This window comes from Shewanella sp. YLB-07 (assembly GCF_009377275.1).
In genome coordinates this window covers 61,329-84,958 of the sequence record NZ_VOQB01000011.1, presented here as the reverse complement: position 1 = coordinate 84,958, position 23,630 = coordinate 61,329, and the positions used below count along the sequence as shown (strand labels likewise).

General features: G+C 47.0%; 20 protein-coding genes. 11 read left to right on the top strand and 9 right to left on the bottom strand.

Annotation, left to right across the window (positions count from 1 at the left end):
- Nucleotides 1-96: 96 nt before the first annotated feature.
- Both FS373_RS21630 and FS373_RS21625 read right to left on the bottom strand, forming a co-directional pair.
- Nucleotides 97-2,229 (bottom strand): alkyl/aryl-sulfatase, encoded by a 2,133-nt coding sequence (locus FS373_RS21630; RefSeq protein WP_227993127.1) that lies wholly within the window; start codon nucleotides 2,227-2,229, stop codon nucleotides 97-99.
- A gap of 130 nt (nucleotides 2,230-2,359) precedes the next feature.
- The gene (locus tag FS373_RS21625; protein ID WP_152830574.1) at nucleotides 2,360-3,376 is read right to left on the bottom strand and encodes an AraC family transcriptional regulator; all 1,017 of its coding nucleotides are present in this window, start codon (nucleotides 3,374-3,376) and stop codon (nucleotides 2,360-2,362) included.
- A gap of 411 nt (nucleotides 3,377-3,787) precedes the next feature.
- Here FS373_RS21625 and FS373_RS21620 point away from each other — a divergent pair, with 411 nt between their 5' ends.
- The gene (locus FS373_RS21620) at nucleotides 3,788-4,960 is read left to right on the top strand and encodes an MFS transporter (RefSeq protein ID WP_322619549.1); all 1,173 of its coding nucleotides are present in this window, start codon (nucleotides 3,788-3,790) and stop codon (nucleotides 4,958-4,960) included.
- A 106-nt stretch (nucleotides 4,961-5,066) separates the two neighbouring features.
- Here the strand turns inward: FS373_RS21620 and FS373_RS21615 are convergent, their stop codons facing one another.
- The 5 genes from FS373_RS21615 to FS373_RS21595 form a co-directional block, all read right to left on the bottom strand.
- Nucleotides 5,067-6,704: a M56 family metallopeptidase gene (locus FS373_RS21615; protein WP_152830573.1), complete on the bottom strand. Its 1,638-nt coding sequence runs from the start codon at nucleotides 6,702-6,704 to the stop codon at nucleotides 5,067-5,069.
- Entirely contained in the window at nucleotides 6,704-7,096 is a 393-nt protein-coding gene (locus FS373_RS21610) for a BlaI/MecI/CopY family transcriptional regulator (RefSeq protein ID WP_144044717.1), read from the bottom strand. Before FS373_RS21610 ends, FS373_RS21615 begins: the two co-directional genes overlap by 1 nt.
- Nucleotides 7,097-7,337: 241 nt before the next feature.
- On the bottom strand, nucleotides 7,338-8,549 hold the full coding sequence (locus FS373_RS21605; protein ID WP_152830572.1) for a cation:proton antiporter: 1,212 nt from the start codon (nucleotides 8,547-8,549) through the stop codon (nucleotides 7,338-7,340).
- Nucleotides 8,550-8,703: 154 nt separating this feature from the next.
- A complete protein-coding gene (locus FS373_RS21600; RefSeq protein WP_152830571.1) occupies nucleotides 8,704-10,458 on the bottom strand; it encodes a GNAT family N-acyltransferase in 1,755 nt (584 codons plus the stop codon).
- Nucleotides 10,459-10,470: 12 nt separating this feature from the next.
- On the bottom strand, nucleotides 10,471-11,424 hold the full coding sequence (locus tag FS373_RS21595) for a UDP-2,3-diacylglucosamine diphosphatase (RefSeq protein ID WP_227993125.1): 954 nt from the start codon (nucleotides 11,422-11,424) through the stop codon (nucleotides 10,471-10,473).
- Nucleotides 11,425-11,506: 82 nt separating this feature from the next.
- Between FS373_RS21595 and FS373_RS21590 the strand changes: the two genes are divergently transcribed.
- Both FS373_RS21590 and FS373_RS21585 read left to right on the top strand, forming a co-directional pair.
- Nucleotides 11,507-12,133 carry a DUF1326 domain-containing protein gene (locus FS373_RS21590; RefSeq protein ID WP_152830570.1) on the top strand — a complete coding sequence of 209 codons (627 nt, stop codon included), beginning with the start codon at nucleotides 11,507-11,509 and terminating at the stop codon, nucleotides 12,131-12,133.
- Nucleotides 12,134-12,247: 114 nt separating this feature from the next.
- A complete protein-coding gene (locus FS373_RS21585; RefSeq protein WP_227993123.1) occupies nucleotides 12,248-12,988 on the top strand; it encodes a DUF2182 domain-containing protein in 741 nt (246 codons plus the stop codon).
- Between the two features lie 3 nt (nucleotides 12,989-12,991).
- Here FS373_RS21585 and FS373_RS21580 read toward each other — a convergent pair whose 3' ends face one another.
- Nucleotides 12,992-13,477 (bottom strand): MarR family winged helix-turn-helix transcriptional regulator, encoded by a 486-nt coding sequence (locus FS373_RS21580; protein WP_144044713.1) that lies wholly within the window; start codon nucleotides 13,475-13,477, stop codon nucleotides 12,992-12,994.
- 228 nt (nucleotides 13,478-13,705) lie between these two features.
- On the opposite strand from FS373_RS21580, the gene FS373_RS21575 reads away from it, so the two are divergent.
- Nucleotides 13,706-14,620, top strand: coding sequence for a DMT family transporter (locus tag FS373_RS21575; protein ID WP_152830569.1), 915 nt, complete (start codon nucleotides 13,706-13,708; stop codon nucleotides 14,618-14,620).
- An 82-nt stretch (nucleotides 14,621-14,702) separates the two neighbouring features.
- Here the strand turns inward: FS373_RS21575 and FS373_RS21570 are convergent, their stop codons facing one another.
- Nucleotides 14,703-14,984, bottom strand: a complete 282-nt coding sequence (locus FS373_RS21570) for a pyrimidine/purine nucleoside phosphorylase (protein ID WP_152830568.1) — start codon at nucleotides 14,982-14,984, stop codon at nucleotides 14,703-14,705.
- Nucleotides 14,985-15,556: 572 nt separating this feature from the next.
- Here FS373_RS21570 and FS373_RS21565 point away from each other — a divergent pair.
- The 7 genes from FS373_RS21565 (at nucleotide 15,557) to FS373_RS21535 (ending at nucleotide 23,608) form a co-directional block, all read left to right on the top strand.
- Entirely contained in the window at nucleotides 15,557-16,207 is a 651-nt protein-coding gene (locus FS373_RS21565) for a c-type cytochrome (RefSeq protein ID WP_144044711.1), read from the top strand.
- Between the two features lie 10 nt (nucleotides 16,208-16,217).
- Complete coding sequence (locus FS373_RS21560) at nucleotides 16,218-18,926, top strand: molybdopterin-dependent oxidoreductase (RefSeq protein WP_144044710.1); 2,709 nt, start codon at nucleotides 16,218-16,220, stop codon at nucleotides 18,924-18,926.
- A gap of 78 nt (nucleotides 18,927-19,004) precedes the next feature.
- Nucleotides 19,005-19,610 (top strand): 4Fe-4S dicluster domain-containing protein, encoded by a 606-nt coding sequence (locus tag FS373_RS21555; protein ID WP_144044709.1) that lies wholly within the window; start codon nucleotides 19,005-19,007, stop codon nucleotides 19,608-19,610.
- Nucleotides 19,607-20,668 carry a 4Fe-4S binding protein gene (locus tag FS373_RS21550; protein WP_221937454.1) on the top strand — a complete coding sequence of 354 codons (1,062 nt, stop codon included), beginning with the start codon at nucleotides 19,607-19,609 and terminating at the stop codon, nucleotides 20,666-20,668. The genes FS373_RS21555 and FS373_RS21550 overlap by 4 nt, the downstream gene beginning before the upstream one ends.
- Nucleotides 20,669-20,729: 61 nt before the next feature.
- A complete protein-coding gene (locus FS373_RS21545; RefSeq protein WP_221937453.1) occupies nucleotides 20,730-21,347 on the top strand; it encodes a hypothetical protein in 618 nt (205 codons plus the stop codon).
- Nucleotides 21,344-22,885 (top strand): 4Fe-4S binding protein, encoded by a 1,542-nt coding sequence (locus FS373_RS21540; RefSeq protein WP_152830567.1) that lies wholly within the window; start codon nucleotides 21,344-21,346, stop codon nucleotides 22,883-22,885. Before FS373_RS21545 ends, FS373_RS21540 begins: the two co-directional genes overlap by 4 nt.
- A 3-nt stretch (nucleotides 22,886-22,888) precedes the next feature.
- A complete protein-coding gene (locus tag FS373_RS21535; protein WP_152830566.1) occupies nucleotides 22,889-23,608 on the top strand; it encodes a 4Fe-4S dicluster domain-containing protein in 720 nt (239 codons plus the stop codon).
- Nucleotides 23,609-23,630 lie beyond the last annotated feature (22 nt).

Sequence of the window (23,630 nt, the reverse complement as noted above, 5' to 3'; positions counted from 1 at the left end):
GCGAGGCTCAAACTATGAAAAGAGTGGTAAATGATAAGCGGTTAGCAGTCAGATAGAAGCAGTTCCTAGTTGAACCTAGGAACTGCTTGGCCTAATCTAAGGTGTAACGATATCGAACACGCCCTTAGGCTTATCTAGTAGCCTAAAGAAACTCACCAGATCCAACTTGCTACCCTCAATATTGAGATCATCGGAGAACATGAGATCCGATGCCCCGGCATTACCTATGATCAAATCGATGAAGAGCTCGTGACTGATATTTAACGTCGCATCGGCATCGGGATTCTTATCCCCTCGTTTATGATGTAGCACCGAATTGTTCAGCTCCAATACATAGTTTTCACCGAGATCGATGAAGTTTATGTTGAGCAAATAATGTTTACCGAATGCCTCGGGGCCGATCACGCGCGATGCCATAGATTGCAGGAAGTTCTCTATCGGCGAGCGCAGCAATATCTGCTTCATAGAGACCAGGTCTATGCCCTTATCCGGAGCGCCGTGGCGTAATTCAAATGCAGCTGATAGGTACACATCACGCCAGGCGGCAGACTCGGCCTGATAACCAAGTTGATCGTAGCTCTTGGCCAGTAATTCTTTAGCCGATGTATTAGCCCCATCAGCAAAGACCAGACGATTGAGCAGCTCGGCGGCCCAACGATATTCTCCGGCTGCGAAGGCTGTCTTGCCATGAATTAACACGGCATCGGCGCCTCCCATCAATTCAACATATTTATGCGCCGATTGAGAGTCAGGCAAAGGATCTAAGTTAGCCGGATTAGCATCATACCAGCCAAGGTATGCCTGATAGACCGCCTTAGCATTATGCTTAGCGGTACCGTAATACCCCCGACTGGCGAAGGTATTCGCCAGAGAAGGTGGCATCTCAATCTCTTCGGCTATTTCAGCCGGAGTCAGACCCTGGTTGAGCATGCGCACAGATTGATCGTGGATGTATTTATAGGTGTCTCTCTGCTTACCTAAGAAATCGGCTATGGCATCCTCGCCCCATATAGGCCAATGATGACTGCCAAAGTAGACCTTGGCCTCTTTCTGGTTTGTGAGCGCCTCATCAATTGAACGGCTCCACTCGAGTGCGTCCCTGACCTTAGCGCCCCGTAAGGTATAGAGGTTATGCATGGTCTTAGAGACAAGCTCCGCACCGCAATAGGCCTGATGCTCAGGCAAGTAGAAGGTAAATTCAGAGGGGGCCTCTGTGCCCGATACGATCTGAAACTCAAACTTCACGCCATCGATTATCTTAGTCTCATCGGCTGCTACTGTGATGGTTGGAGCCAGAATACTGAACGTACCGAATGCGGGCTCTTTACCTAACCCAGAATCTATATGACCCCGGGGAGATCTGGGTAATCGCTTGCCATACATATACATGGCACGGCGGCTCATGGCTGTCCCGGCCATGACATTTTCGCTGGTGGCCTCATGCATAAAACCGCCTGGTGCAACTATGTCTATATCCCCTATAACAGTAAGTTCCGAATCATCCAGCAAGCCCAAAGCCCCACCAAAATGATCCATATGGCTATGGGTGAAAATAATGCCTGAGACAGGCTTCTTGCCTAGCTGCTTATTTACGAAAGCCAGTGCAGCCTTCGCCGTTTCCACCGTGGTCAGGGGGTCAACGATAATCCAGCCAGTTTTTCCGGCGATCACTGTCATGTTAGCCAAGTCGAAGCCACGGACTTGATATACCCCAGGAGTCACTTCAAATAAACCATGAATGTTATTCAGACTCGCCTGTCGCCATAGACTCGGATTAACGCTGGCCGGAGCATCCCCCTGAATAAAATCGTAAGCGGGCCTGTCCCAGATATTTTTCCCCTGTGCGTCGACCACCTTTAAATCCGGCAGTTTAGCGATAAATCCTCGATTCGCATCGGTGAAGTCTTGCTTGTCCTGAAAAGGCAGCTGAGTCAGCAATACAGAGTTTGCCTCTAGAGTATGGCGAGTCGCGGGCGTAAAACCATAGGCATCCACCACATCAGGGGCAACGGGTGTAGCAGCCATACCTGCTCGCTCACCAACCTTAGGCTGACAGGCTAGCAGCAACAAGGCACTGGATAAGAGCAATGTACGGCTAAGCTTGGTTCGATTTAATCTAATTCCAAAAGGGCGAAAACCTTGCTTTAGGCTCTGCTTGGAAATATGTTTGGCAAGCTGCTTGAGAAAAGGCCGCTGACCGTTATCCATTTTATTATGATTATTCAACATGGGTACTCACTCTGGCATTAACAACTAGAGCTAACCTATTACACTAATACAACATGATGGTTATCATTTTCGGCCAATATAAACGTGTGTTTATATTGGCTCGGGTTGAATTTAAAAATGGTGAGCTTGGCTAGGGCTTGCTTCGGTGACGAAAATCGGCTGGACCTGTGCCATGCCAGCGATGAAAAGCACGGGAAAAATTGGTTAAGCTGGTATAACCGAGTTTATCTGAGAGCAAGGTGATCGAAAGTTCAGTATTCAGCAAATAATGATAGGCCAGCTCCCTGCGCTTTTGTTGCAGCAAGTCTCGAAAACTGGTCCCCTCCTCCTTCAACTTACGCCTCAAGGTTCGCTCGCTAATATTATAAACTTGCGCGACCTTCTGCGCCCTAGGCTCTCCCGACACCAACATGGCATGAATCGCCTGGCTGGCTTTCTCCTGCCACTTAAGGGCCTGCATCTTATCTAAGTAATCCCTCACTTTAGTCTCATTTTGAGCCGCGAGTTTTGGATTACCCATGACAGTGGATTGCTCCAACATGCTTCTGTCCATCCACAAACAGTTCTCTTGCTTATCGAAAGAGATAGGACAGGAAAAACAATTTTGCCAGGGACTCAAATTTTTAGGTTCGGCTCGCATCAACTCAACACTCAATACAAACTTTCCATGACCTAAAATCAGTTCACCGTGATGCACTAAGGTAGTAAAAAATGCATCTATCGACATAGGACTGATATCGACTCCGGGCAATGGGGTAATAGTGAAACCCAGGCGATCAGGGGTTCTCTGCAACTTGATGCTGGCAGAGTTACTCACCAGGGCTGAATAATTTGGCAGTGCTTCAAATGCTTGTGCAAGTGTCACCGAGGTCATCATCAACAAGCCAAGGGAGCGAAAATGCATGGGATAAGCATACTGGCCCACGGTCAGGCCGAATGCCTCTGACTCAGTTGCCTGCTCGGCCAGATGCCACAGCCGAGTCATGCGTTCAATGGCGATTCTGGAGTCGGGGGCTGATTCGACTTCATCGAGACATAAGCCCGCATTGTCAAATACAGCGTAAGCATCGACACCGGATGCACTCAAGGCTCTGGATACTGCGATGGCCCAGGCTGAAATCGTACTATATTTCAATTTATCTGGCATATGAGTCTGCATAGGCTTAGTCGATATTGAGGCCATTTTCAGGTATAAATCACAACAGATTTTATAAGTTACCCCTAGTAATATCACAAGCCTTGCGTAAAGCGCATTCCATTTTTAACCAATACCATCTGTAAATATAGTTAGCCTCCGAAATAACTTCCTGCGTTATACACATTTTTATGACGGGAATAACCAATAGAGTACTTCTAGCCATCTTCTTATTCAGAATTTAACACGACTACCCCCTAATAAATTAAACTAAAAAACTGATATAAATGCATTTAATTAGCATTAAAAACATTTAATCTTGCCAACAATAATTCCGCTTTACTTCACTATAAAAAGTTCTAAAATCCGTCTCCCGATTTAGTCATTTAACCAAAAGTTAATTCTGTTCACTAGGAGATAAAGGTGGATACTACCGCCGTTCATGATTCAAAAAATAGCACCTTAGTTCCGGTCCTGGGTCTGTCATTTTTTGCTGTCGCCTCTGGCTTCTTAATGAGCCTGATCCCACTGTCTTTGACTTCGTTTGGACTGGATCACACCTTAGTCCCTTGGCTCGCTAGCATCTTCTATTTAGGATTACTCATTGGCGCCACCAGCGTCGAGAAAGTCATTAGTAAAATTGGCCACAGGGTCGCTTTTATCGTATTTCTCTGCCTCTTGATTGCCAGCATCATCACTATGTTACTGCTGCCCATCGAGCCAGTTTGGCTAGGGGCAAGATTTATCGCGGGTATGGCAGTGGCCGGGGTCTTTGTAGTGGTAGAATCCTGGCTATTAATGGCGGATAGCGCCAAAGCCAGAGCCAAACGCTTAGGCCTATATATGACCTCACTCTATGGTGGTAGTGCGCTGGGGCAATTGGCTATAAGTCCATTAGGCACCGACGGGATAGCACCTTTCCTCTATGTGATTGGCTTGTTGATGTTGGCCGTATTGCCGCCTCTACTGATTAAATCGGGACAGCCTGAAAAGAAAGCCCAAGAAAAGATGCGCGTTAGCGAAATAAAGAAGTTGAACCGCCCGGCAATCATAGGCTGCTTAATTTCAGGCTTACTGCTTGGCCCGATTTATGGACTTATGCCTTCGTATATTTCGGCTCAGGCAGCTCAGACTCAATACACTGGTGTTTTAATGGCCTCTATCGTCTTGGGAGGCATGTTAATACAGCCTTTGGTGAGCTATCTCTCCACAAGAGTAAGCAAGAGCTTGTTGATGGCCATGTTCAGTTTGTTAGGTACACTTGCGGTTGTGGGCTTACTTGAATCTCAATCCCTGCTGTTAATTGGAGTCAGTTATCTGGTTTTAGGCGCAGCTAGCTTCGCTCTCTACCCTATAGCGATTACCCTTGCTTGCGATGCACTGCCTATGACTAAAATCGTATCGGCGACTGAGATCATGTTACTCAGCTACAGCGTAGGCTCAGTTGTAGGGCCTCTTTTAACCACTAAGCTAACGCAGAGCAGTAATGGCATACTCTATTATCTTGGCGCCATCATGCTGACAACCTGCCTGTATATGCTCATCAAAAGCATAGAGAAACTAGAGTCAGGACATAAATCTGTGGCGGGTTTATAACCCCCTATTACTGGGTTATATAAGTAAAACTAAAAAAGCGCTGAGCTATCAGCGCTTTCTTTCTAATTAGAACCTAGTGTAGCACTTCAAAAATGATAGTTTCCCACTACATAGCACCTTGCGCTTCAGCCCCTTCACTGGCTAAGTAATCACGGATTTTCTGGCTCGATGCCTGATTATAGGGACTACGATATTCAGGGCCTCGCATCTCATTCACTTTAACGCCTAAGTTTACATCTGCCTTGTGACTAACAAGAAACTTCACCATATCTAAGTGACCACGGCGACTGGCATTGATAAGCGCAGTCTCATCACCTTGAACAATGGCATCGATCTTAGCGCCATGATCCAGCAATAACTCGGCAATGTCCTGCTCGTTCCTGGCGGCTGCTATGATCAGCGGATTACCGTCACCTCGGGACGCTTGATTAGGATTGGCTCCTAATTCAATAAGCTTCTCTACCATAGCAAAGTTACCCTTTCTCACCGCCACGATAAGTGCTGTACCATCACCAAACAGCGGCGTATTAATATCGGCGCCATCATTGACTAGAGACTCAATCACGCTAATCCTGTTCGCTTGTACCGCGGCGACCAGCAGCTCTGCGTCGTCTTGATTCATGGCATCTGTGGCGATATGACTGGCCTGCTCCACCAGTGACCCCTCTAAACCCACCTTAGCAAATGGGGCGCTCTGCAATACCACAGTCGAAGTGAGCACAACCAGAGAAAGGCCAAGTAGCGAACCTAATTTTTTACCACGTAAATGTGAACTGTTTTCCATGTCTAATATTCCTTCTATGCGTATGAAAAGTTGCTTCTTTTTATTGAACATTGAGACGCCATGCACCAGAGGATTATGTTCTAATCCCACTTTGACGCTATTGAGCAGAGACTGAGCATAGGACGAACTATCGCCAGTTTGGCGCGCGGCAAATTCGTCACATGCCAGCTCTCGATTGAGATTGATCTGTTTATTAAAAATCGACAGCAAGGGGTTCCACCAAAATAGGCAGGTGATCAGCCTTTGCAGCAGAGAAAACCAGATATCGCTACGTTTTATATGACCAAGCTCATGATAAAGAATATTCTCAATATCTTGAGCCTCAAGCTCCTCTAAAAGCTTGGCTGGAAATAAGATCACAGGCTCCATATAGCCCACTACCATAGGGCCGGTAATATCATAAGACTTGAGTAACTTTGTCTTGCCCAGCTGTGGATAATCCTTCAGGTATCTAGCCGTTGGCACACGGATCCCTCTTCCAATCAAGCCTTGTGTGCTGCTCCATGCGATGACTAAGCCTATCAAGCGCTTTACCGTGCCAAAAGCCATGATGACCAGTAACAGCACTAACAAATATGCCAATACTTGAGTAGCTTTTTGACGAGTATTCGCAGCATCTGAATCTTGAATTAATCCGCTTCTTCTTACTTCCTGCTTGTTTTGACTCCGAGTGTTCAGGCTAACTTGGCCATGCTTATTTTCACTGACTTCTATTGAGCCAATCGTCACGGCTGTTGATTGAGGGATGAACACACTGCTGAGCACAGGCAGCAGTATAGATAACACGAGTCCATGCATCCAAAGACTGGATTTAATCTCAGCACCTAGCCTGTTAACTAAACGGGTAAACATCGCTAATACGGTCAGTATCAACAGACTTTGCCATAGATGAGCGACGACGATTTCACTCAGATAATGAAATAGCTCGGCAATCACGGAGGCATAGGTCGAGTTAGCCATCACGCCCCCTTGTCCTGCTTACTCTTGTCTATCTTATCTTGCAGGGTTTGCAGGGTATCGAGATCGATATCATTCTCTTCGAGCAGATGCTGAGCCAGTACATCTGGCGAACCACCGAAAAACTGTTTTAAAACATTCTTCAATGCATCGCTTCTGGCCGAGGCTTTATTCTTCAACGGAAAATAGATGAAAGCCCTGCCCTCTTTACGATAATCTACATGGCCCTTCTCATGTAAAATCTTAAACATGGTCTGCACTGTGGTGTGGGCGACGACTTTCGATTTTAACAATTCATCGGTGATATTACGTACCGATGCTTCTTTAACGCGCCAGAGGATCTCCATGATCTCCTGCTCTGAATCGGTCAATACAGCTTGCTTCTTTCTCGCCATGGTTCCATCCGATGATTTGTGAGTAACCTGAACTAGGCTAAACGTTAGAACTAACGAATTAGTTTTAAGGCTAACAAAGCATCAGATTAGTATCAACTAATTAATTAGTTTTTAATATTTCAAATTGTTTCACACATTACTCATTATTTTTAAAACTGTTTTTTATTAGTCATATAAGCATAAAAAGGGAGCAGTGAATCGCTCCCTTAAACTTGTTAGATCTAGATTGTCTGATAGAAAGCTAATTATCTTCCCGATGAGACTTGGCATACCAAGTTGCGAAGGGTTGCGCCGTCAATCCATGGGCAAAGATACTCATCAATACGGTCACGGTGACTACGGCATAGACTGTCTCAAAGCCCTCTATCGATCCCATCTCATGGGCCACGATCAATACATAAAGGATAGATGCGATGCCTCTGGGCCCGAACCAGGCGATAAAGAACATGGTCGACAGATCCAACTTAGCACCGATTAAGCTGATGATAACCGGCAGCATGCGCAGCACAGTCAGACTTAAGAAGGCATAGAGGACAACGTCTAAACTGATATGAGCCAAGGTGATAGGCACAAACGCGAGTCCAAACAGAAAGAAACTCACTAGGACAAATAACTCGCCTTCGGTCTCGGCAAAATCTTCGATATGCTGCCTTGTTGTCTCACAGGTATTACCGGCATAAAGCCCGGCAAAGAAGGCGGCGATGAAGCCATTACCCGACAGAGACTCCGCCAGATAAAACGACAATATGGCTAATGCTATAGGGATCAGATTCTGATAATTTGACTCCATCCAATTGCGTTTAACCGCCTTGACCGTGAGTATTGTGCCCAGATAACCTACGGCGCCGCCAACCAAGGCACCAAAGATGATCTGCTCGAACACATAGGCGACCCAAGAGCTATCTTCGGCCTGAGTCAGGCCACTGCTGATCATGGCCACCACAGTTAATACTAAAGGGAAGACGATACCATCGTTTAAGCCACTCTCCACATTGATGCTGGAGCGTATCTTCTTCGGCACTTTAGGATCAGACACCACCGCCTTACCCAATGCCGCATCCGTCGGCGTGAGCAATAAGGCTAACAGAATAAGATAGATCAGGGGTTCATCGGGAAAAATCAGAGTCGCGACATAAGTACCGGCAAGAATAGTGATTGGCAGACCGATAAACAGCAGCCTGGCGGGGATCTTCCAGGACTTTCGTAACAAGTTAAGATCCAGCAGGGCCGCATCGGCAAAGAGCACAAGCACCAGAGCAATTTCGACGATAATCGTCACAAACTCGGCATTGACCTCCACCTGAGTAATATTAAAACCGAAGGGCGAGAGCAATAGCCCGAACCCGGTAAACATCATGGGGCCAGAGATATTTTTCCGCGATAATGCCTTAGAGATATAGCCATAGAACAGCACAACCAATGCAATAACTAAAATGACTATATGTTCGTCCATGCTCAATCCCTGAAAGTTAGTTTTTGTTTATTTTTCACCGCTATAGAGGATAAACTAACAAACTCTCCCCCCATTAGCTAACTTTGACTGGGCCGATCATAAGCTGAAGACTGCCGATAAAAGGACACTCGATAACTGATGCCGATTGGTATAATTACCTAACGATAATCACATCTTCCGAATTCATATTCAGTTCTGGCCGGTGACAATCCAGATAGCGGCTACGCTTCTTAAGCTTAAGTTGTTGCAGATCCACCAGAACCAGGCCGTCGATACAATCACCAAATTCTGCATCGATACCAAAATCCAGAAATTGCACCCCGCCGGGATCGCACAGATCGCCATATTGCTTATAGAGCGTCGGAACCGCGGTATCCATGCTGGCCAAGGTTTGCTTTAACACCTTGAAGCCTTGGCTATAATCCAGCCCATCGAACCATTGCGCTAATTGAGATTCCCGTTCCTTGGTAAAGGTATAAGGTGAATTCGAGCGAACCAAGTCGACACAGCCCTGAAATTGAGTCTGATAGAAATACACCAGCATCTCTTTTGCCTGCTCAGGTAACTGGTCACTGATGGAAACCGGACCAAACAGATAACGGATCTCGGGATGTTTGCTTAAATAGGCCCCAATCCCCATCCAGAGATAATCCAGACTGCGTTTGCCCCAATACTTTGGCTGTACGAAGCTACGTCCCATCTCCAACCCTTGCTCAAAAAAAGGATTAAATTCATCGGTGTATTGAAACAAAGATTGGCTATACAGACTCTTTTTACCTATTCGCTCGTGGACCTGTGTAGCACTGGCAAACCGATAAGATCCCACCAGCTCTAACGCCTCCCTGTCCCAGAGGATGATATGTTGATAATAAGCGTCATATTTATCGGTATCACGCCGCTGACCACAGCCTTCACCAACCGCCCTAAATGCCACTTCCCTGAGTCGCGCCACTTCACGCATGATGGGATTAGACCCCGAGTGCCGATAGAGAAATATCTGTTTATTGTCACTGGTCTCCCCCAGTAACTCGCAGGCCTTGAGTGCTTGCTGTAATTCACTTCTAGACTCAGGATGAGCGATAGCGTTTTGCGTGGTGAATAAGGGGCTAAGGTTCTTGCCGATACGGTAAAGGTGACTCTTCAGTAGTTTGACCTTAGTCTTCAGCGGGAAATCTTTGCTGCTCACGACCTCTTTGGGGATCAATTGCCCTATTCGGACAGGCATGGTGCGTTTGGCCTGCTTAAACATCTCTTTGACCAATAACAAGCTGGCCAATGGTTTGTAGATCATAGAAGCACCGTAAAATGCTGCCGAATTTTTAGCATCCACATAGATTGGCAACAGAGGCGAGTTACAGGCCTTAGCAATTTTCAGAAAGCCGCTATGCCAGTGCAAGTCCGTTACTCCATAGGGCCTGAGGCGGGACACTTCTCCCGAGGGAAAAATTAACACGACTCCCTCTCCACGCAGATGTTGATGGATATTTTCCAGATGTTCTTTTGGGGTTCCCCCAGTCATATTTCGTACCGGCAGTAGGATTGAATGCAGAGGTTCCAGCGCCATCAAGAGCTCATTGGCGACGACCTTGATATCGGGTCTCACCTTGCTGATGAGCTTGATCAAGGCCAGAGCATCGAGAGAGCCGATGGGATGATTGGCATAAATCACCACCCGCCCTTCACAGGGTATATTCTCAATTTCACTGCTGGGCACCGAGTAATTAAAATTCGTTAAGATCTGCTCAACAAAATCGACGCCTTTGAGATAGGCATACTCGGCAGCAATGTCATTGCACTCTTTCTCATTGAGTAGGTATCTCAGCATGGCCTTAGTCGGAGCCGCCAGCCAAGGCGTTTGATTCAGCTTAGGTAAGTTTTTTTCAACCATATTATCGACGGTAAAGATCATCCTTGCACCTCTTTAAGCAACCTGTTGCTTTAATGATTTAGGCTTACGTTTTAATGAGATTGATGCGATAACCAATGAGCACTTTGCCTGCTCATCCCACTTATGTAGCTGTAACTCACCCAGCTCCGACTCGGCGATAAAGGTGCAGTTTTCCACCCAATCGCCATCGTTGGCGTAGAAGATTTTGCCCTGTTGAGACAGTTCAGGCTGATGAATATGGCCGCATATCACCCCATCGACCCGCTTATCTTGGGCATAGCAGACAACCGCCGCACGAAACAGACCGATCGCCTGCTGCGCCTTATTGACTCTGAGCTTGATATAACTAGCCAATGACCAATAGGGGTAACCCAGATGAGTACGAACCCTGTGCAGCTGCCTGTTGAGTAACAGCAAGAGATCGTAGAGTCGATCTCCAAGCTTGGTTAACGCCTTACCTACACAGACCTGAGAATCGAACTGATCTCCATGTAGCATCAAAATTTTTTGGCCACCGAGTGTGATATGGATATGCTCTTTAGCAATGGACACGTCCCACAGATGAAAACCGGCATAAGCTTTGAACTCTTCATCATGATTGCCCGGCACATAGATGATCTTAGTGCCATTTCTGGCCATGATGAACAACTGCTGTAACACCTGATTGTGGGACTCGGGCCAATACATCCGCCGCTTCATCGCCCAGATATCTATGATATCGCCGACCAGATAAAGGGACTCAGTTTGAGTCTGCCTGAGTAATTGCAACAAATATTCGGCCTTACAATCCTTACTACCAAGGTGGATATCTGATAGCCAGAGGGCATTGAAACTGTGTTTTAACAGCGAACCTGGCCTGCTCTTAGATTGAGGTTGACATTGATTGCCGATTATCGAGCTTGTCGACATAGCGTGATCACCATTGTCATTATGTTTACCCACAGGGTAGGGGGAGAAGTTGACTCCCCCATGAAGGAAATGTTGCAAATTCGTGACTAACCGTTAGATTCGCTCGTCTAAAAATGTCTGAACTATACTCAATATCTGGCTTTACCTTTAGGAGATCGCTATGTCAGATGAACAAAACTGGGCTCTGTCTATGCATCAGATAGAATGTTGTAATTGTAGCCACGGCTGCGGATGTCAATTTGCCGGCTTTCCCGACAGCGACACGGGGGGATGCCAGGCCTTGATCGGCTTTTATGTTAAATCCGGACGGTTCAACCAGATTGATCTTACAGGAATGAAAGTCGTACTGGCCGCCTCTTGGCCTAAGGCTATCCATGAAGGCGATGGTACAGGGATTATCTTTATCGACGCCGCCGCTTCAACCGAACAGGTAGACGCTATCGTCACTATCTTCTCAGGCTCCGCCGGCGGCATGCCATTCGAAGCATTAGCCGGCACATTTTCCACCTTTGTCGGCCCCCAAATACATGCCATCACCATGGATACTGATGACAATAGAGCCGGCTTTTCCATCGAAAATGTAATGAACGTGCGGCATATACCACTCGTCGATCCCATGACGGGAAATGACAAGCAAGTGAGGATCAGCTTTCCCGACGGTGGCTTCTTTTGGAATGAAGGGATAATAGGCACCACAGAGTCCATGAGCCTTAAACATGATGCTCTCTCATTTGAACATGTGGGACGCTTCGCCGCTAAGGCTGAAGTCAACTGGAGCAATAGCTAATACCAATTGGTATAAGATTAAAGCCATTGTATATACAAGTACTCAAGAGCCAGAGCTAGACTGATTTTTCTGGCCGAGCGCCAATTAAGTCAGCTTAAAAACGAGTAAGAAAAGATGAAAATAAAACGAGTCACTTACGCTAAAGGCGGCTTGCTACTTGGCATCTTTATTCTCATCGGCATGTCTTGGTACTACATGGCAGCACTCATGTCGATGAATATGCAGCCCATCGCATACTGGAGCGGCCTGGATATCCTTATGCTATTCATCATGTGGAGTATCATGATGGCGGGGATGATGCTGCCCTCGGCACTGCCGGTGATCTTATTGGTTGAGCAGATAAATGAAAACAGACGATCACGGCAAGCTAGCTATAGCTCAACATTTTATTTCATTGGCGGTTATCTGCTGACCTGGACCTTCTATAGTCTAGCGATCACAGGTGTTCAGTACTGGCTACATACCCTCTCAATACTCACGCCTATGATGCACAGTGGCCAAGTCTGGTTCACCAGCCTGCTACTTTTTCTGGCTGGGGCTTACCAGTGGCTGCCGATAAAGCAGAGCTGTCTCAAACACTGTCGCTCTCCCTTAAGCCTAATCACGACTCACTGGCGTGAGGGTAATTTGAATGCCATTAAGATGGGCTTTAGCCATGGGCAATACTGTCTTGGTTGCTGCTGGGTATTGATGGCACTCTTATTTGTACTCGGGGTCATGGACCTATTCTGGATCTCGATATTAACCTTAGTGGTGCTCATTGAGAAACTAGCGCCTAAAGGAGATATTTTTGGCAAGCTTCTCGGGCTGGTGTTAATCGCCATTTCACTGCTTATGCTATTACCAAGTTTTTAGGGTTTAAGACTCATACTGGGCTAGCCAGGTTTTTAATAACCCATTGAGCTCTAGCCTAGCGGACTCCGACAAAGATTCTACTATTGCTTGCTGCAATCGACCATGATCCTCAATCGCCTCATCTATCAATACCACTCCTTGTTGAGTCAGCGCCACCGAGACACTGCGCCTATCCTCCTTGCTATTCACACGTTCAATCAAGCCCTTGGACTCCAACCTGCTTAAACGATTAGTCATGGCACCTGAGGTGAGCATCATGGAATCTATCAGTTCGGACGGGGTCAAACAGTACTCGCCTCCCGAACGCCTTAAGGTCGCGATAACATCAAATTCACCGGGCTTAAGATCATAGGCCTTATGACATTCGGTGACTTGTGATTCTATATGCTTACTCAAGCGCATTAATCTACCGATCAGCTCCATGGGCAAGGTATCTAAATGGGGCTTCTCAGCTCCCCACTGGGCGACGACACGATCTAATCCATCCACGCGTTTTATCCTATTATTGTTATTGTTTATACTGACGTTACTTGGTTTATTGAACTAAACATTAGATTAACCAGTAAAACATATTTTACCTTAATGAAAAGATACTTCATGTGAAGGTACTTTACAAATTGTAAAATGAAGCGCAGACTACAAACTATCTTCACATGAAGATAGTTTGTTTTTGAATGAGCTTAAACCTAAGCTTAAAGATGATTTTGAGACTGTTTTATGAATATATTACTCGCGATGATCCCAGCATTTTTCTGGGGGACCACCTATGCCGTGACCCAGTTTAGCCTACCGGATTGGCCCCCACTATTACTGGGAGCACTCAGGGCACTTCCGACCGGACTCATCTTGCTAGCGATTAAGCCTAACTTACCTAGGCGAAGTGATTGGGGCATCTTGTTCAAGTTAGGAAGCATCAATATCGCCGCCTTCTTCAGCCTGATATTCGTGATGGCACTCACCTTACCCTCGGCAATTTCCGGTGTCGGCATGATATCTGTACCTGTATTTGCCATGCTCTATCACTGGATTGTGAGCAAGCGCCGACCCAAGGCTATACAAGCCTTCTTCGGTTTCTTGTTAATCGTGTTAGCCTGGCTCTTATTCGATCCAGGCTCAATAAGCCTTAATCCTATCGGCATGCTCGCCATGCTCGGCGCGATCATCTGTATCGTAGTGGGAAGTAGTATCACAAAAGCACTGGGAAGCCGTATCCAGTGGTGGAGCGTGTTGACATGGCAACTGATCTTAGGAGGAAGCATATTGGCGGTGGCAGCTGGGATCCACGCCCTTATCTCCCCCGATGTCTATGTTGAGGTATTACATAGTTTCAACCTAACTCATGGCTTAGGCCTACTCTGGATAGCACTGCTCAATACTGCCCTAGGCTACATAATGTATGTCTGGTTACTGCAGAGAATGACTGTAGTCGATTTTACTTTCGGTGGTATTGCCAATCCGGTTGCGGGGATAATCACAGGAATGTTGCTCTTGGGAGAGATGTTTACGCCCCACCAATATGCCTTGATGGGCAGCATGATTTTATGCTCTCTTATGCCACAGGTCATAGGACTTATACGCAATAGATCGGCGCTAAATAAAGAGAAACAAGCAAGTGTGATAAGTGATAAGTGATAAGTGATAAAAACAGGCTAGCTGCTTTAGGCTAGCCTGTATATACAAGTTAAATAACTCTTGTAAGCATCAGCCCTTAAAATCAGCCATACAAGCAGAGATAAGCTGTTTGAGTCTCAACTTTCACCTGGAATTTAGCGTCACCAGCCACATCAAATTGAGTTCCGGCTTTAAAAGTCTGCCAGCTATCGCTATCCGGCAATAAAACGGTCAATGCGCCTGAAACTACGACCATGACTTCTGGTGCAGCTGTACCAAATTCATAATCGCCAGGCTCCATCACACCGACAGATGCCGGTTTATCCTCTCCCTGAAAACCGATAGACTTTACCTTGCCTTCAAAATACTCATTTACTGCTAGCATCTACAACTCCATTAAAAACTCTCTAAGCATGCAAAGCACCCTAGCACGTGAATATAAATTCAACCACAATGAAAATTAATTCATGAAAGTAATTATTGAAAGTTTGATGGTTCGATAAAAAATAACCCGAAAAACCAGTAAATCATCATCTTCAGGCCAGTATAAAAGTAATTTAGTCATATTCCAGCTAAGTCATGGGTATCGTCATCATTCATGATCTCACGACTCATATATTCATATTCTCCTCAAATTAGCCTGCTACCAAGTGAGCCTTAAAGTCATCTACCACTAATTAAATAGATTGTTATTTGACCACCATCACAATAGCAAGAAATTCTTGATCCACATCAACCCAGCTTTAAGTTCCTGCTGATCTGCCATAAAAGCAATAGACACTAATTCGATAGGTGTATTAGGTTAAATAAAGAGTGAGCAACATTTTATTAACAGGACGGTAAAAGTCGAAGTTAAACACGACTTTCCAGTAGGCGATTGATTATTATCGTTTATTTACCATGAATTGCTAATGAAAATCAAAAAGTATGAATAGTATGATTATTTCGGAGTGTTATATGACAAGAGTTAGAAAGCTATCTTCTCTGTCTGCAATCCTATTTCTCAGCATTTTATGCAATGTGAATGTGAGCGCAAACAGTCAAAAACTTATCGATCAAGGCGAGATGCTATACAAGCAAAACTGTGTTTTTTGCCATCAAGCTGACGCAATTGGAAAAACAGGCTTTGCCCCCTCGCTCTCCAACCCTGAGTTGTTGGCAATTGCATCGGATAAATACTTGGCATCCACCATCCGAGACGGCCGTATTGGTACCGCTATGGGTCCTTATGCCCATCTTGGCAAAGAGAAAATTGTCGCGATTGTAGCCTACCTCAGAAGCCATGAAACCCTTCCACACCGCTCAGCCGAAGTCGATAAGCAGCGTTCAGCGCAGGGCGATGCCCGCAAAGGGGAGCTTTGGTATCACGATATCTGCTCTACCTGTCACGGCCCCAAGGGTGACGGTTATTTAGCGGGGTCATCGGGCACCGCCATTGGTAAACCGGGTTTCCTTAACAAGGCGAGTGACGGCTTTATCCGTGAAACCATCAAATACGGCCGCTCCAATACCCGCATGTTGCCCTTCTACGGTTCTGCTGGACTGGCCAATCTAGATGAGCAAGAGATTGAAGACATTATCACCTATCTGCGCACCCTAAATAAGTAAGGAATTTGAGATGAAACGAAGTAAGGAAAACAATGTATCACGCCGAAATTTCCTAAAGGGTAGTGGTTTTATTGCAACAACTGCAGCAGGTGGCGGATTATTTGTCGCGAGCAACCCAGAACTTGAAGCCGCACCAGCAACTGCAGCACCTAAGAAAAGAACCACAGCATTAGCCCAATGTCCCTACTGCGGAGTCGGTTGTGGCACCATTATTCAGGCTGAGGATGGCAAAATTGTCTCAATGCGTCCCGACAAGGACCACCCAACCAACTACGGACTGCAGTGTATCAAAGGCTTAACGGCTGCAGAGCCTATGTATGTTGACCGTATGGAGGGAGACCCCTACGTACGTAAGGATGTCTGGGCAGAATGGCAAAAGCCTAATCACGGTAATATCGAATATATCAGTAACACCAAAGGTTCATTCGACGAAGAGCATTTTATCCGGGTTCCATACCATGACGCCTCAGATATGGTGGCGCGTAAAGTCGTTCACTTCGCTAAGAAATATTCGGGTAACTCTATCTCTCTTTATGGTTCTGGCCAGCTCACCATGGAGGGGCAATATCTAGAGAACCTCTTTATGAAGGGCGTTTTGGGATCAAATACCATCGAAGCCAACGCACGTATGTGCATGACCTCAGCGGTAACGGGCTACTTTGCCACCTTAGGCTCTGATACACCGCCGCTGGCATATGACGATATCGAGATGTCCGATATGGTGATGCATTTTGGTCATAATGCCCGTGAGTCACACCCTATTATCTTCTGGCGTATCGCTGACTATAAGAAGAAAAATGATATCCCGACAGTAGTGGTCGACCCACGTGAAACGGGTACCAGCAAGGGCTATGAGGATATTAACAGCAAGAATCATGTTCATGTGCCAATTCTTAATGGTGATATCAGCTTCCTAAACTCGATTGCCCATGTGCTACTTAAAGAGCATAAAGATGTGATCGATTGGGATTTTCTCAAGGCGCACGTTAATGGCTGGGAGGAATATGTCGAAGGGGTGCAGAATGACTACAGCCCAGAGCAAGTTCAAGACAGAATGGGCGGCGTTAATCACGATGTAAACCCAGAGAAGATCCGCCAAGTGGCGCAGATGTTTGCCGATGCAACTCGCAAACGTTTGGCCCGTGGTAAGGGTAAGCAAGATGGTAAAGGTACTGGTGGCGTGATCATCATGTGGGGGATTGGCTATAACCAGCATATCCACGGTCAGCACAATGTTATCTCAATCATCAACCTACTCACCTTAACCGGCAACCTCGCTAAGCCCGGATGTGGCCCCTTCTCGATGACGGGTCAGCCCAATGCGATGGGCGAGCGTTTCACCGGTGGCTTAACCGGCCGTCTGCCTTTTAACGAAGGGTTAAGTAATCTTAAGCACCGTAAACATATGGCTAAGATGTGGCGCATCCCGGAGAAAAACCTCGATAATGCCGCCAACTCCCCTAATCCAGGTTTTGCGGTGGGTATGATGGAGCGGGCACTTAAGGACGACCTTAAGGCGATGTTCCTGGTCTACGCCACCCATATCGATCTTCCCGATCAATACAATTTAGTCCGGCCTGCATTGCTGAAAACCTTCAACGTGGTGCAGGAGATCTATCGTCATGCACCCAATAACCTCTACGCCGATGTGATATTTCCGGCTTGTACTTGGGGTGAAGTCAACGGTGTCTACATCAGCTCAGAGCGTCGTATCAATATCACCGAAAAGGCGGCACAAGGTCCTAAGGGCTGTCGTCCAGATATGGATATGGTCATCGACAAGGGTAAGGAGATCGCTGACCTGCTGGGCATGGATGGCGACGCTATCTTCCCCTACAAGCGGGGTGAAGATGGTGAGTATGACGCCGAGGAGGTGTTTAGAGATGTCTGCCGTGCATCGGTAGGCACCGATGCCGATCTTACCGGGATCCTGGAGCGTGAAAAACTCGATGGTATTAGCCCCTACGAGCAACTGAAAACCCTGCGCGGTATTCAGTGGCCAGCGCCTAACTATGACTCAGCCAAAAATGGCGGCACTAAGCGCCGCTATATGATGCAGGAGGGCCAGTGGGAGAATCGTCCATACGGCTACTTCCGTACCAAAGATGGCAAGGTCAACATGAAGCTGTGTAAGCAGGACTACAGTCAACGTAAAGAGATCACCAAGAAGTTGATGGAGTTTGGGGTGAAGAAAGATCACTACACCATAGATAACCAAGATCTGATCATCAAGGCACGCGATATGGGATTAACGCCCGATCTTCCCGATGAGGAGTTCAGAGGAATTCCCTGGAAGGAAGTTCCAAACGACAAATACCCCTATTGGATGGGTCTAGGTGTTGTTTATGAGCATTTTCATACCGCGAAATCTAATCGTAGCCCCACCACACGACGTCTAGTGCCTGAGATGTATGTGGAGATGCATAGTGAAGATGCTAAAGATCTTGGCATTAAAGATGGCGAGTGGGTGCGCGTCGTGACCAGACGAGGTTCACTCGAGGCGCGTGCTCAGGTTGGCGGCACCGACAGCATAGTTAAACCCGCACGTAACAGTGTGCCAAGAGGCTATATGTTTGGCCCGTGGAACCTCTCTGTTGCTGACAGTGCCGACCCTAAAAAGAACAAGTGGCTGGCAAATGGTATCTCCAACCGTTGCTGGGATCCGGTATCTGGGCAGGTGGACTTTAAGAAGTTGGCAGCAAGGATTGAGAAGATCTAGCCAATAGACCTAAGAGCTAGCACTAGCCTTACAGGTCGAGTGCTAGCTCTTTCTAATAATCATTAAAGTGGTAGTAATTTGAATAGACGTCATTTTATTAAACAACTGAGTGTACTTACCGCTGTTGGAGTCACGCTTAAAACCTCACTGGTCAACGCGGCCTTCAAGGTTAAGCAGTTTACCCAACGCTATGTTCGTCCACCGGGTTCATTGGCTGAAGATGACTTTATCAGTCAGTGTATACGCTGTAATCAGTGCGCCGAGATCTGCCCCAATAACTGTATCAAATTCTTCGGCAGTGAAAATGGCATTGCGTCCCATGGCACCCCTTATATCAGCCCAAGAGAGAAAGCCTGCATCTTGTGTATGAAGTGTGGTGATGTCTGCCCAAGTGGTGCAATTCAACCGGTTAAACGCGAACTCACCCCAATAATCGAACAGGTCAACATGGGCATAGCCCGTGTCGATAAACAGCTATGCCTCTCTTGGCAGGGGAAATCTTGCGGCGTCTGTTACCGCGCCTGCCCTCTACAAGATAAAGCAATTATCGTGGGCTTTATGGAGCAGCCAGAGGTGCTCGATGCCTGCGTAGGCTGTGGACTATGCGAGAGCAGCTGTATTCAGATCCCTCAAGCTATCAAGATCATCCCCAGCCACACCTTAGATCAACTTAGGAGCTCATGATGGATAAGGAGTTTACCCAAGCGGGTCTAAACAAAGGTAAACCGATAACAAGCAGCAAACCATTCGCACTGTGGAAACACCTCAATAAGTTGCGCTGGTTTTCACTCTCGGTGGTATTTTTAATGCTGATCTTGATCCCGCTGCTCAGCATCTACCAGCATTACGTCGCAGCGCAGGGATATAACCACCTGTTGCCATCGCAAACCTTGCTTTATGACACCATGGAGTTTATCTCATCCCCGTTTGTCGATGAGCCTGAGCATGATCTCGATGCCATTAAAGGGACGACTTGGTCGGGGCAGCTATTTGGCGTCAAGCTCACCGATCCCTTAGCCGTGGTCGGACAGATTGCAGCAAGCCTCAAGATCTATTGGCCCTTATTACTCACAGCACTTATTCCCCTATTAGCCACCCTGCTGTTTGGACGCTTTTTCTGTGGCTGGATCTGTCCAGCCACCTTTATCTATGAGCTCAACTCCAACCTATCAATTTACCTCAGCCGCTTTGGTATCAATAACAACAGACGCTTTCACAAGAGTATTAAATACCTAGTACTGGGTCTGGGCATAGGGATATCGGCATACACAGGCACACTCGCCTTCGCCAGCATCTATCCACCAGCAGTACTGGGCAGAGAGCTGTACTTCTCTATCGCATTATCAGGTTTCGGCGCCGGTACCCTGTTTTTTATCCTCACTCTGCTGTTTGACACCTTTGTCAGCCGCCGCGGGATCTGTCGTTACCTCTGCCCAGGTGGCGCGCTCTACTCACTGCTTGGACGATACAGAATAGTCAGAGTAAAGCGCTTAGTTGAGCCCTGCAATGACTGTAACAAGTGTAATTCGGTATGTGAGTTTGGCTTAGATCCGATGCGGGACAGTTTTGGCGCCGAGTGCAATAACTGCACCGCCTGTATCTCTGTTTGCCCTAAGCATGCAATGAGCCTGACGCTGTCAATTTCAGATACCCCCAACCAAGGGCCGGGCCACCAAAGCCGACAGTATCGCCAGCAAAAGATAGCCAATAGCGAAACGATTTCAGTTAAAAATATCGACTAGTGAGGATCAGCTTAGTGATTGTCATCCTAGCGAATGATTAAAATTAATGAGTAGTAAATAGATGATAAAAATAACAAGTAAAACAACACCAATATTATCGGGATTGCTACTGTGTGCTCTGGCACTATTTAGCGCATTAACTCATGCGCATCACGTACTGGGTCGTCCCTCATATAGCCTTAATGAGGACTCTAATACACCACCGAGCATGGCGATTGAGACTCAGATAGGCGAGTACTTTATCACCTATATGGTATTTCCCGCTTTCCCTAAACCCAACGAGCCAGGTCGAGTCAATATATACGCCACACGGATAGATAATGGCGAGATGCTCGACCAAACGATCACCTTCACCGTGCGTGACGATACCTTTTGGGGTGAGAGCATAGGCATCGGCGACGGCGCAAAACCTGAGGTGATAGGCCAGCAGAATATTGATGATGGTGTATATCGCCAAGGCTTCCTCTTTAAGAGTCGCGGCAGTTACATCATTCGTGCCTACTTTGAAGATAATGGTGAGCCCTACGAGATAGATTTTCCTCTGCAAGTGGGGGCTGCAAGCCCTGTCGGTCCTATTGGCGCTGCTGTGGGCTTTATCTTCTTTCTCCTACTGATGATCAATATTGTGCAACGTAAGCGGATTGCTCGCACTAAGATCCAACAGGGACAAACCGTATGATAATGACCCACCCTGGACTCCCCCTCTACTGGGCTTATGCTATCGGCATTATGATGCTGTTATTGGGTCTATTAACCATGGCTATCAAAGCACCGACAACGAGTGCTAGCCGCAGCATATCTTTAGCTAAATTGCCGCTTATTGGTGACCTGTTTCGTTTTCTTGCCAAGTATATCTGGCCACTTTTACTGCTAAAGATTATCTTTGCCGCACTGTTTATCACCGTCATCACCGCAGGTTTGTGGGGCACGCCGATTGTTGAGCGCAACTTAGCCACCACACTCACTTGGAACTTATGGTGGACGGGAATTATTATTGCTATCGTGTTTAGCGGCTCTGCTTGGTGCGCACTCTGCCCCTGGGACAATATCGCCAGCTGGTTAGTCAATCACAGCATCTGGCGCCGCTCCAGCTCACAGAGTCGACTGCAGCTAAAAGTACCCAATATGTTACGCAGTGTCTGGCCTGCAAGCCTGTTATTTATCGGTTTCACCTGGTTAGAGCTAGGAATTGGTATTGTCGCCAGCCCCTACGCTACAGCCATGCTGGCACTATTGATGCTTATTTTAGCCACCACCACGCTGGCACTGTTTGAGGGTAAGGCCTTCTGCCGTTACATGTGTCCGGTAGGAAGAACCGTTGGCGCATACTCGCAACTCGCCCCTATCGCCCTTAGGCCGATAGATAGTGAGATCTGCCGTAACTGTAAAACCTTGGAGTGTTTCCATGGCAGTGACAAAATAGCGCCCTGCCCAACGAAGATAGTCATGGGGCGATTGCAGGAGAACACCTACTGCACCTCATGCGGTAACTGCACCCAAAGCTGCCCCTCAAGCAATGTCAGCTGGCAATTGAGGTCCCCAAGCAGTGAAGCGATAAAAGAGGCTAAGCCTCACATGGATGAGGCCTTTTTCTTGCTAATCCTGTTATCTCTCACCCTCTTTCATGGCTTAACCATGCTTGACTACTGGGAGGGCTACTTAAGCGAGATGGCACAACTGATTAATGACAGTGGCCAGCTGATTATCAGCTTCTCTATCGGCTTAGGCGTCATCCTGATCTTGCCTATCTTTATCTATTGCCTCTGCATAGGCCTGACCCAAGGATTACTGAAGAAAAGGCTTGGTGCAATGGTGACTAAACTCAGTTTTAACAAGCTATTTTCTGGCTTTGCCTTTATCTCCCTTCCGCTGGCATTTAGTTATCACATTGCTCATAACCTCACCCATTTTGTTCGTGAAAGCAGCGACTGGTTATCACTGGTGACGAATCCATTGGGCACGGGGGCTGAGCCATTGAGTATGATGGAGAAGCATACGCGTCATATGGAGATGATGGTCTCAGAAAATACCCTATTTATCATGCAGGGAATCATTATAGCCATAGGATTTGTTATCGCGACTCAGGTGATACGCCATCGAGGTCACCGCTTATTTGCAGCCCAAGGCATCACACTTCTGCCCATGATCCTATTCGCTGCGCTTGTTACTGGGTTTAACCTGTGGATGTTAGTGCAACCGATGACGATGAGAATGTAGCCGATGAGCGATCAGAGTAAAACACAGTTAATGGATCGTCGCAGCTTTTTCAAATCTAGCTTCAGTAAGATCGCTGATATAGGCTCCGAGCATGCCCTGAAAAAAGTCGAGCACAATGCCAAAGGTTGGATACGCCCTCCCTTTGCCATCAATGAACTCGACTTCCTACTCAACTGTAGCCGCTGCGGCGAGTGTATCAAGGCTTGCCCACACCAAGTAATCTTTGAGCTGCCACTTCATCGTGGCACTGTAGCAGTTGCAACCCCAGCGATGGATATCCCCAACAAAGCATGCGAGCTCTGCTGTGATTGGCCCTGTGTCACGGCATGTAAAGACAAGGCGCTAGCTTTTCCTGCAAAGCAACCAGAGCTGGAGAGGGCTGAGCCCCCTATTGTTGAAGGTGCATTCCCAGACGAACAGGCAGATCCAGCAACACATATTGAATCGTTTCCCGCCGCCAATCAATGTCCACCTATGGCCATAGCAAGAGTTAATACTGACCTATGTATGCCCTATTCTGGCCCAGAATGTGGTGCTTGCTTTGGTAGCTGCCCTATTGAGAACACCTTAACTTGGCACAATGAGAAACCCAGCATCAAGGTGGATACTTGTGTGGGTTGCGGTCAATGTGTACAAGCCTGCATCACTATGCCGAAGGCAATTGAGGTGGGTCATTTCGGTCCAGCCGATAGCCAATCTACTGAAACAGGGCAGATATCATGAGCATGATAAGTAGGACTATTAA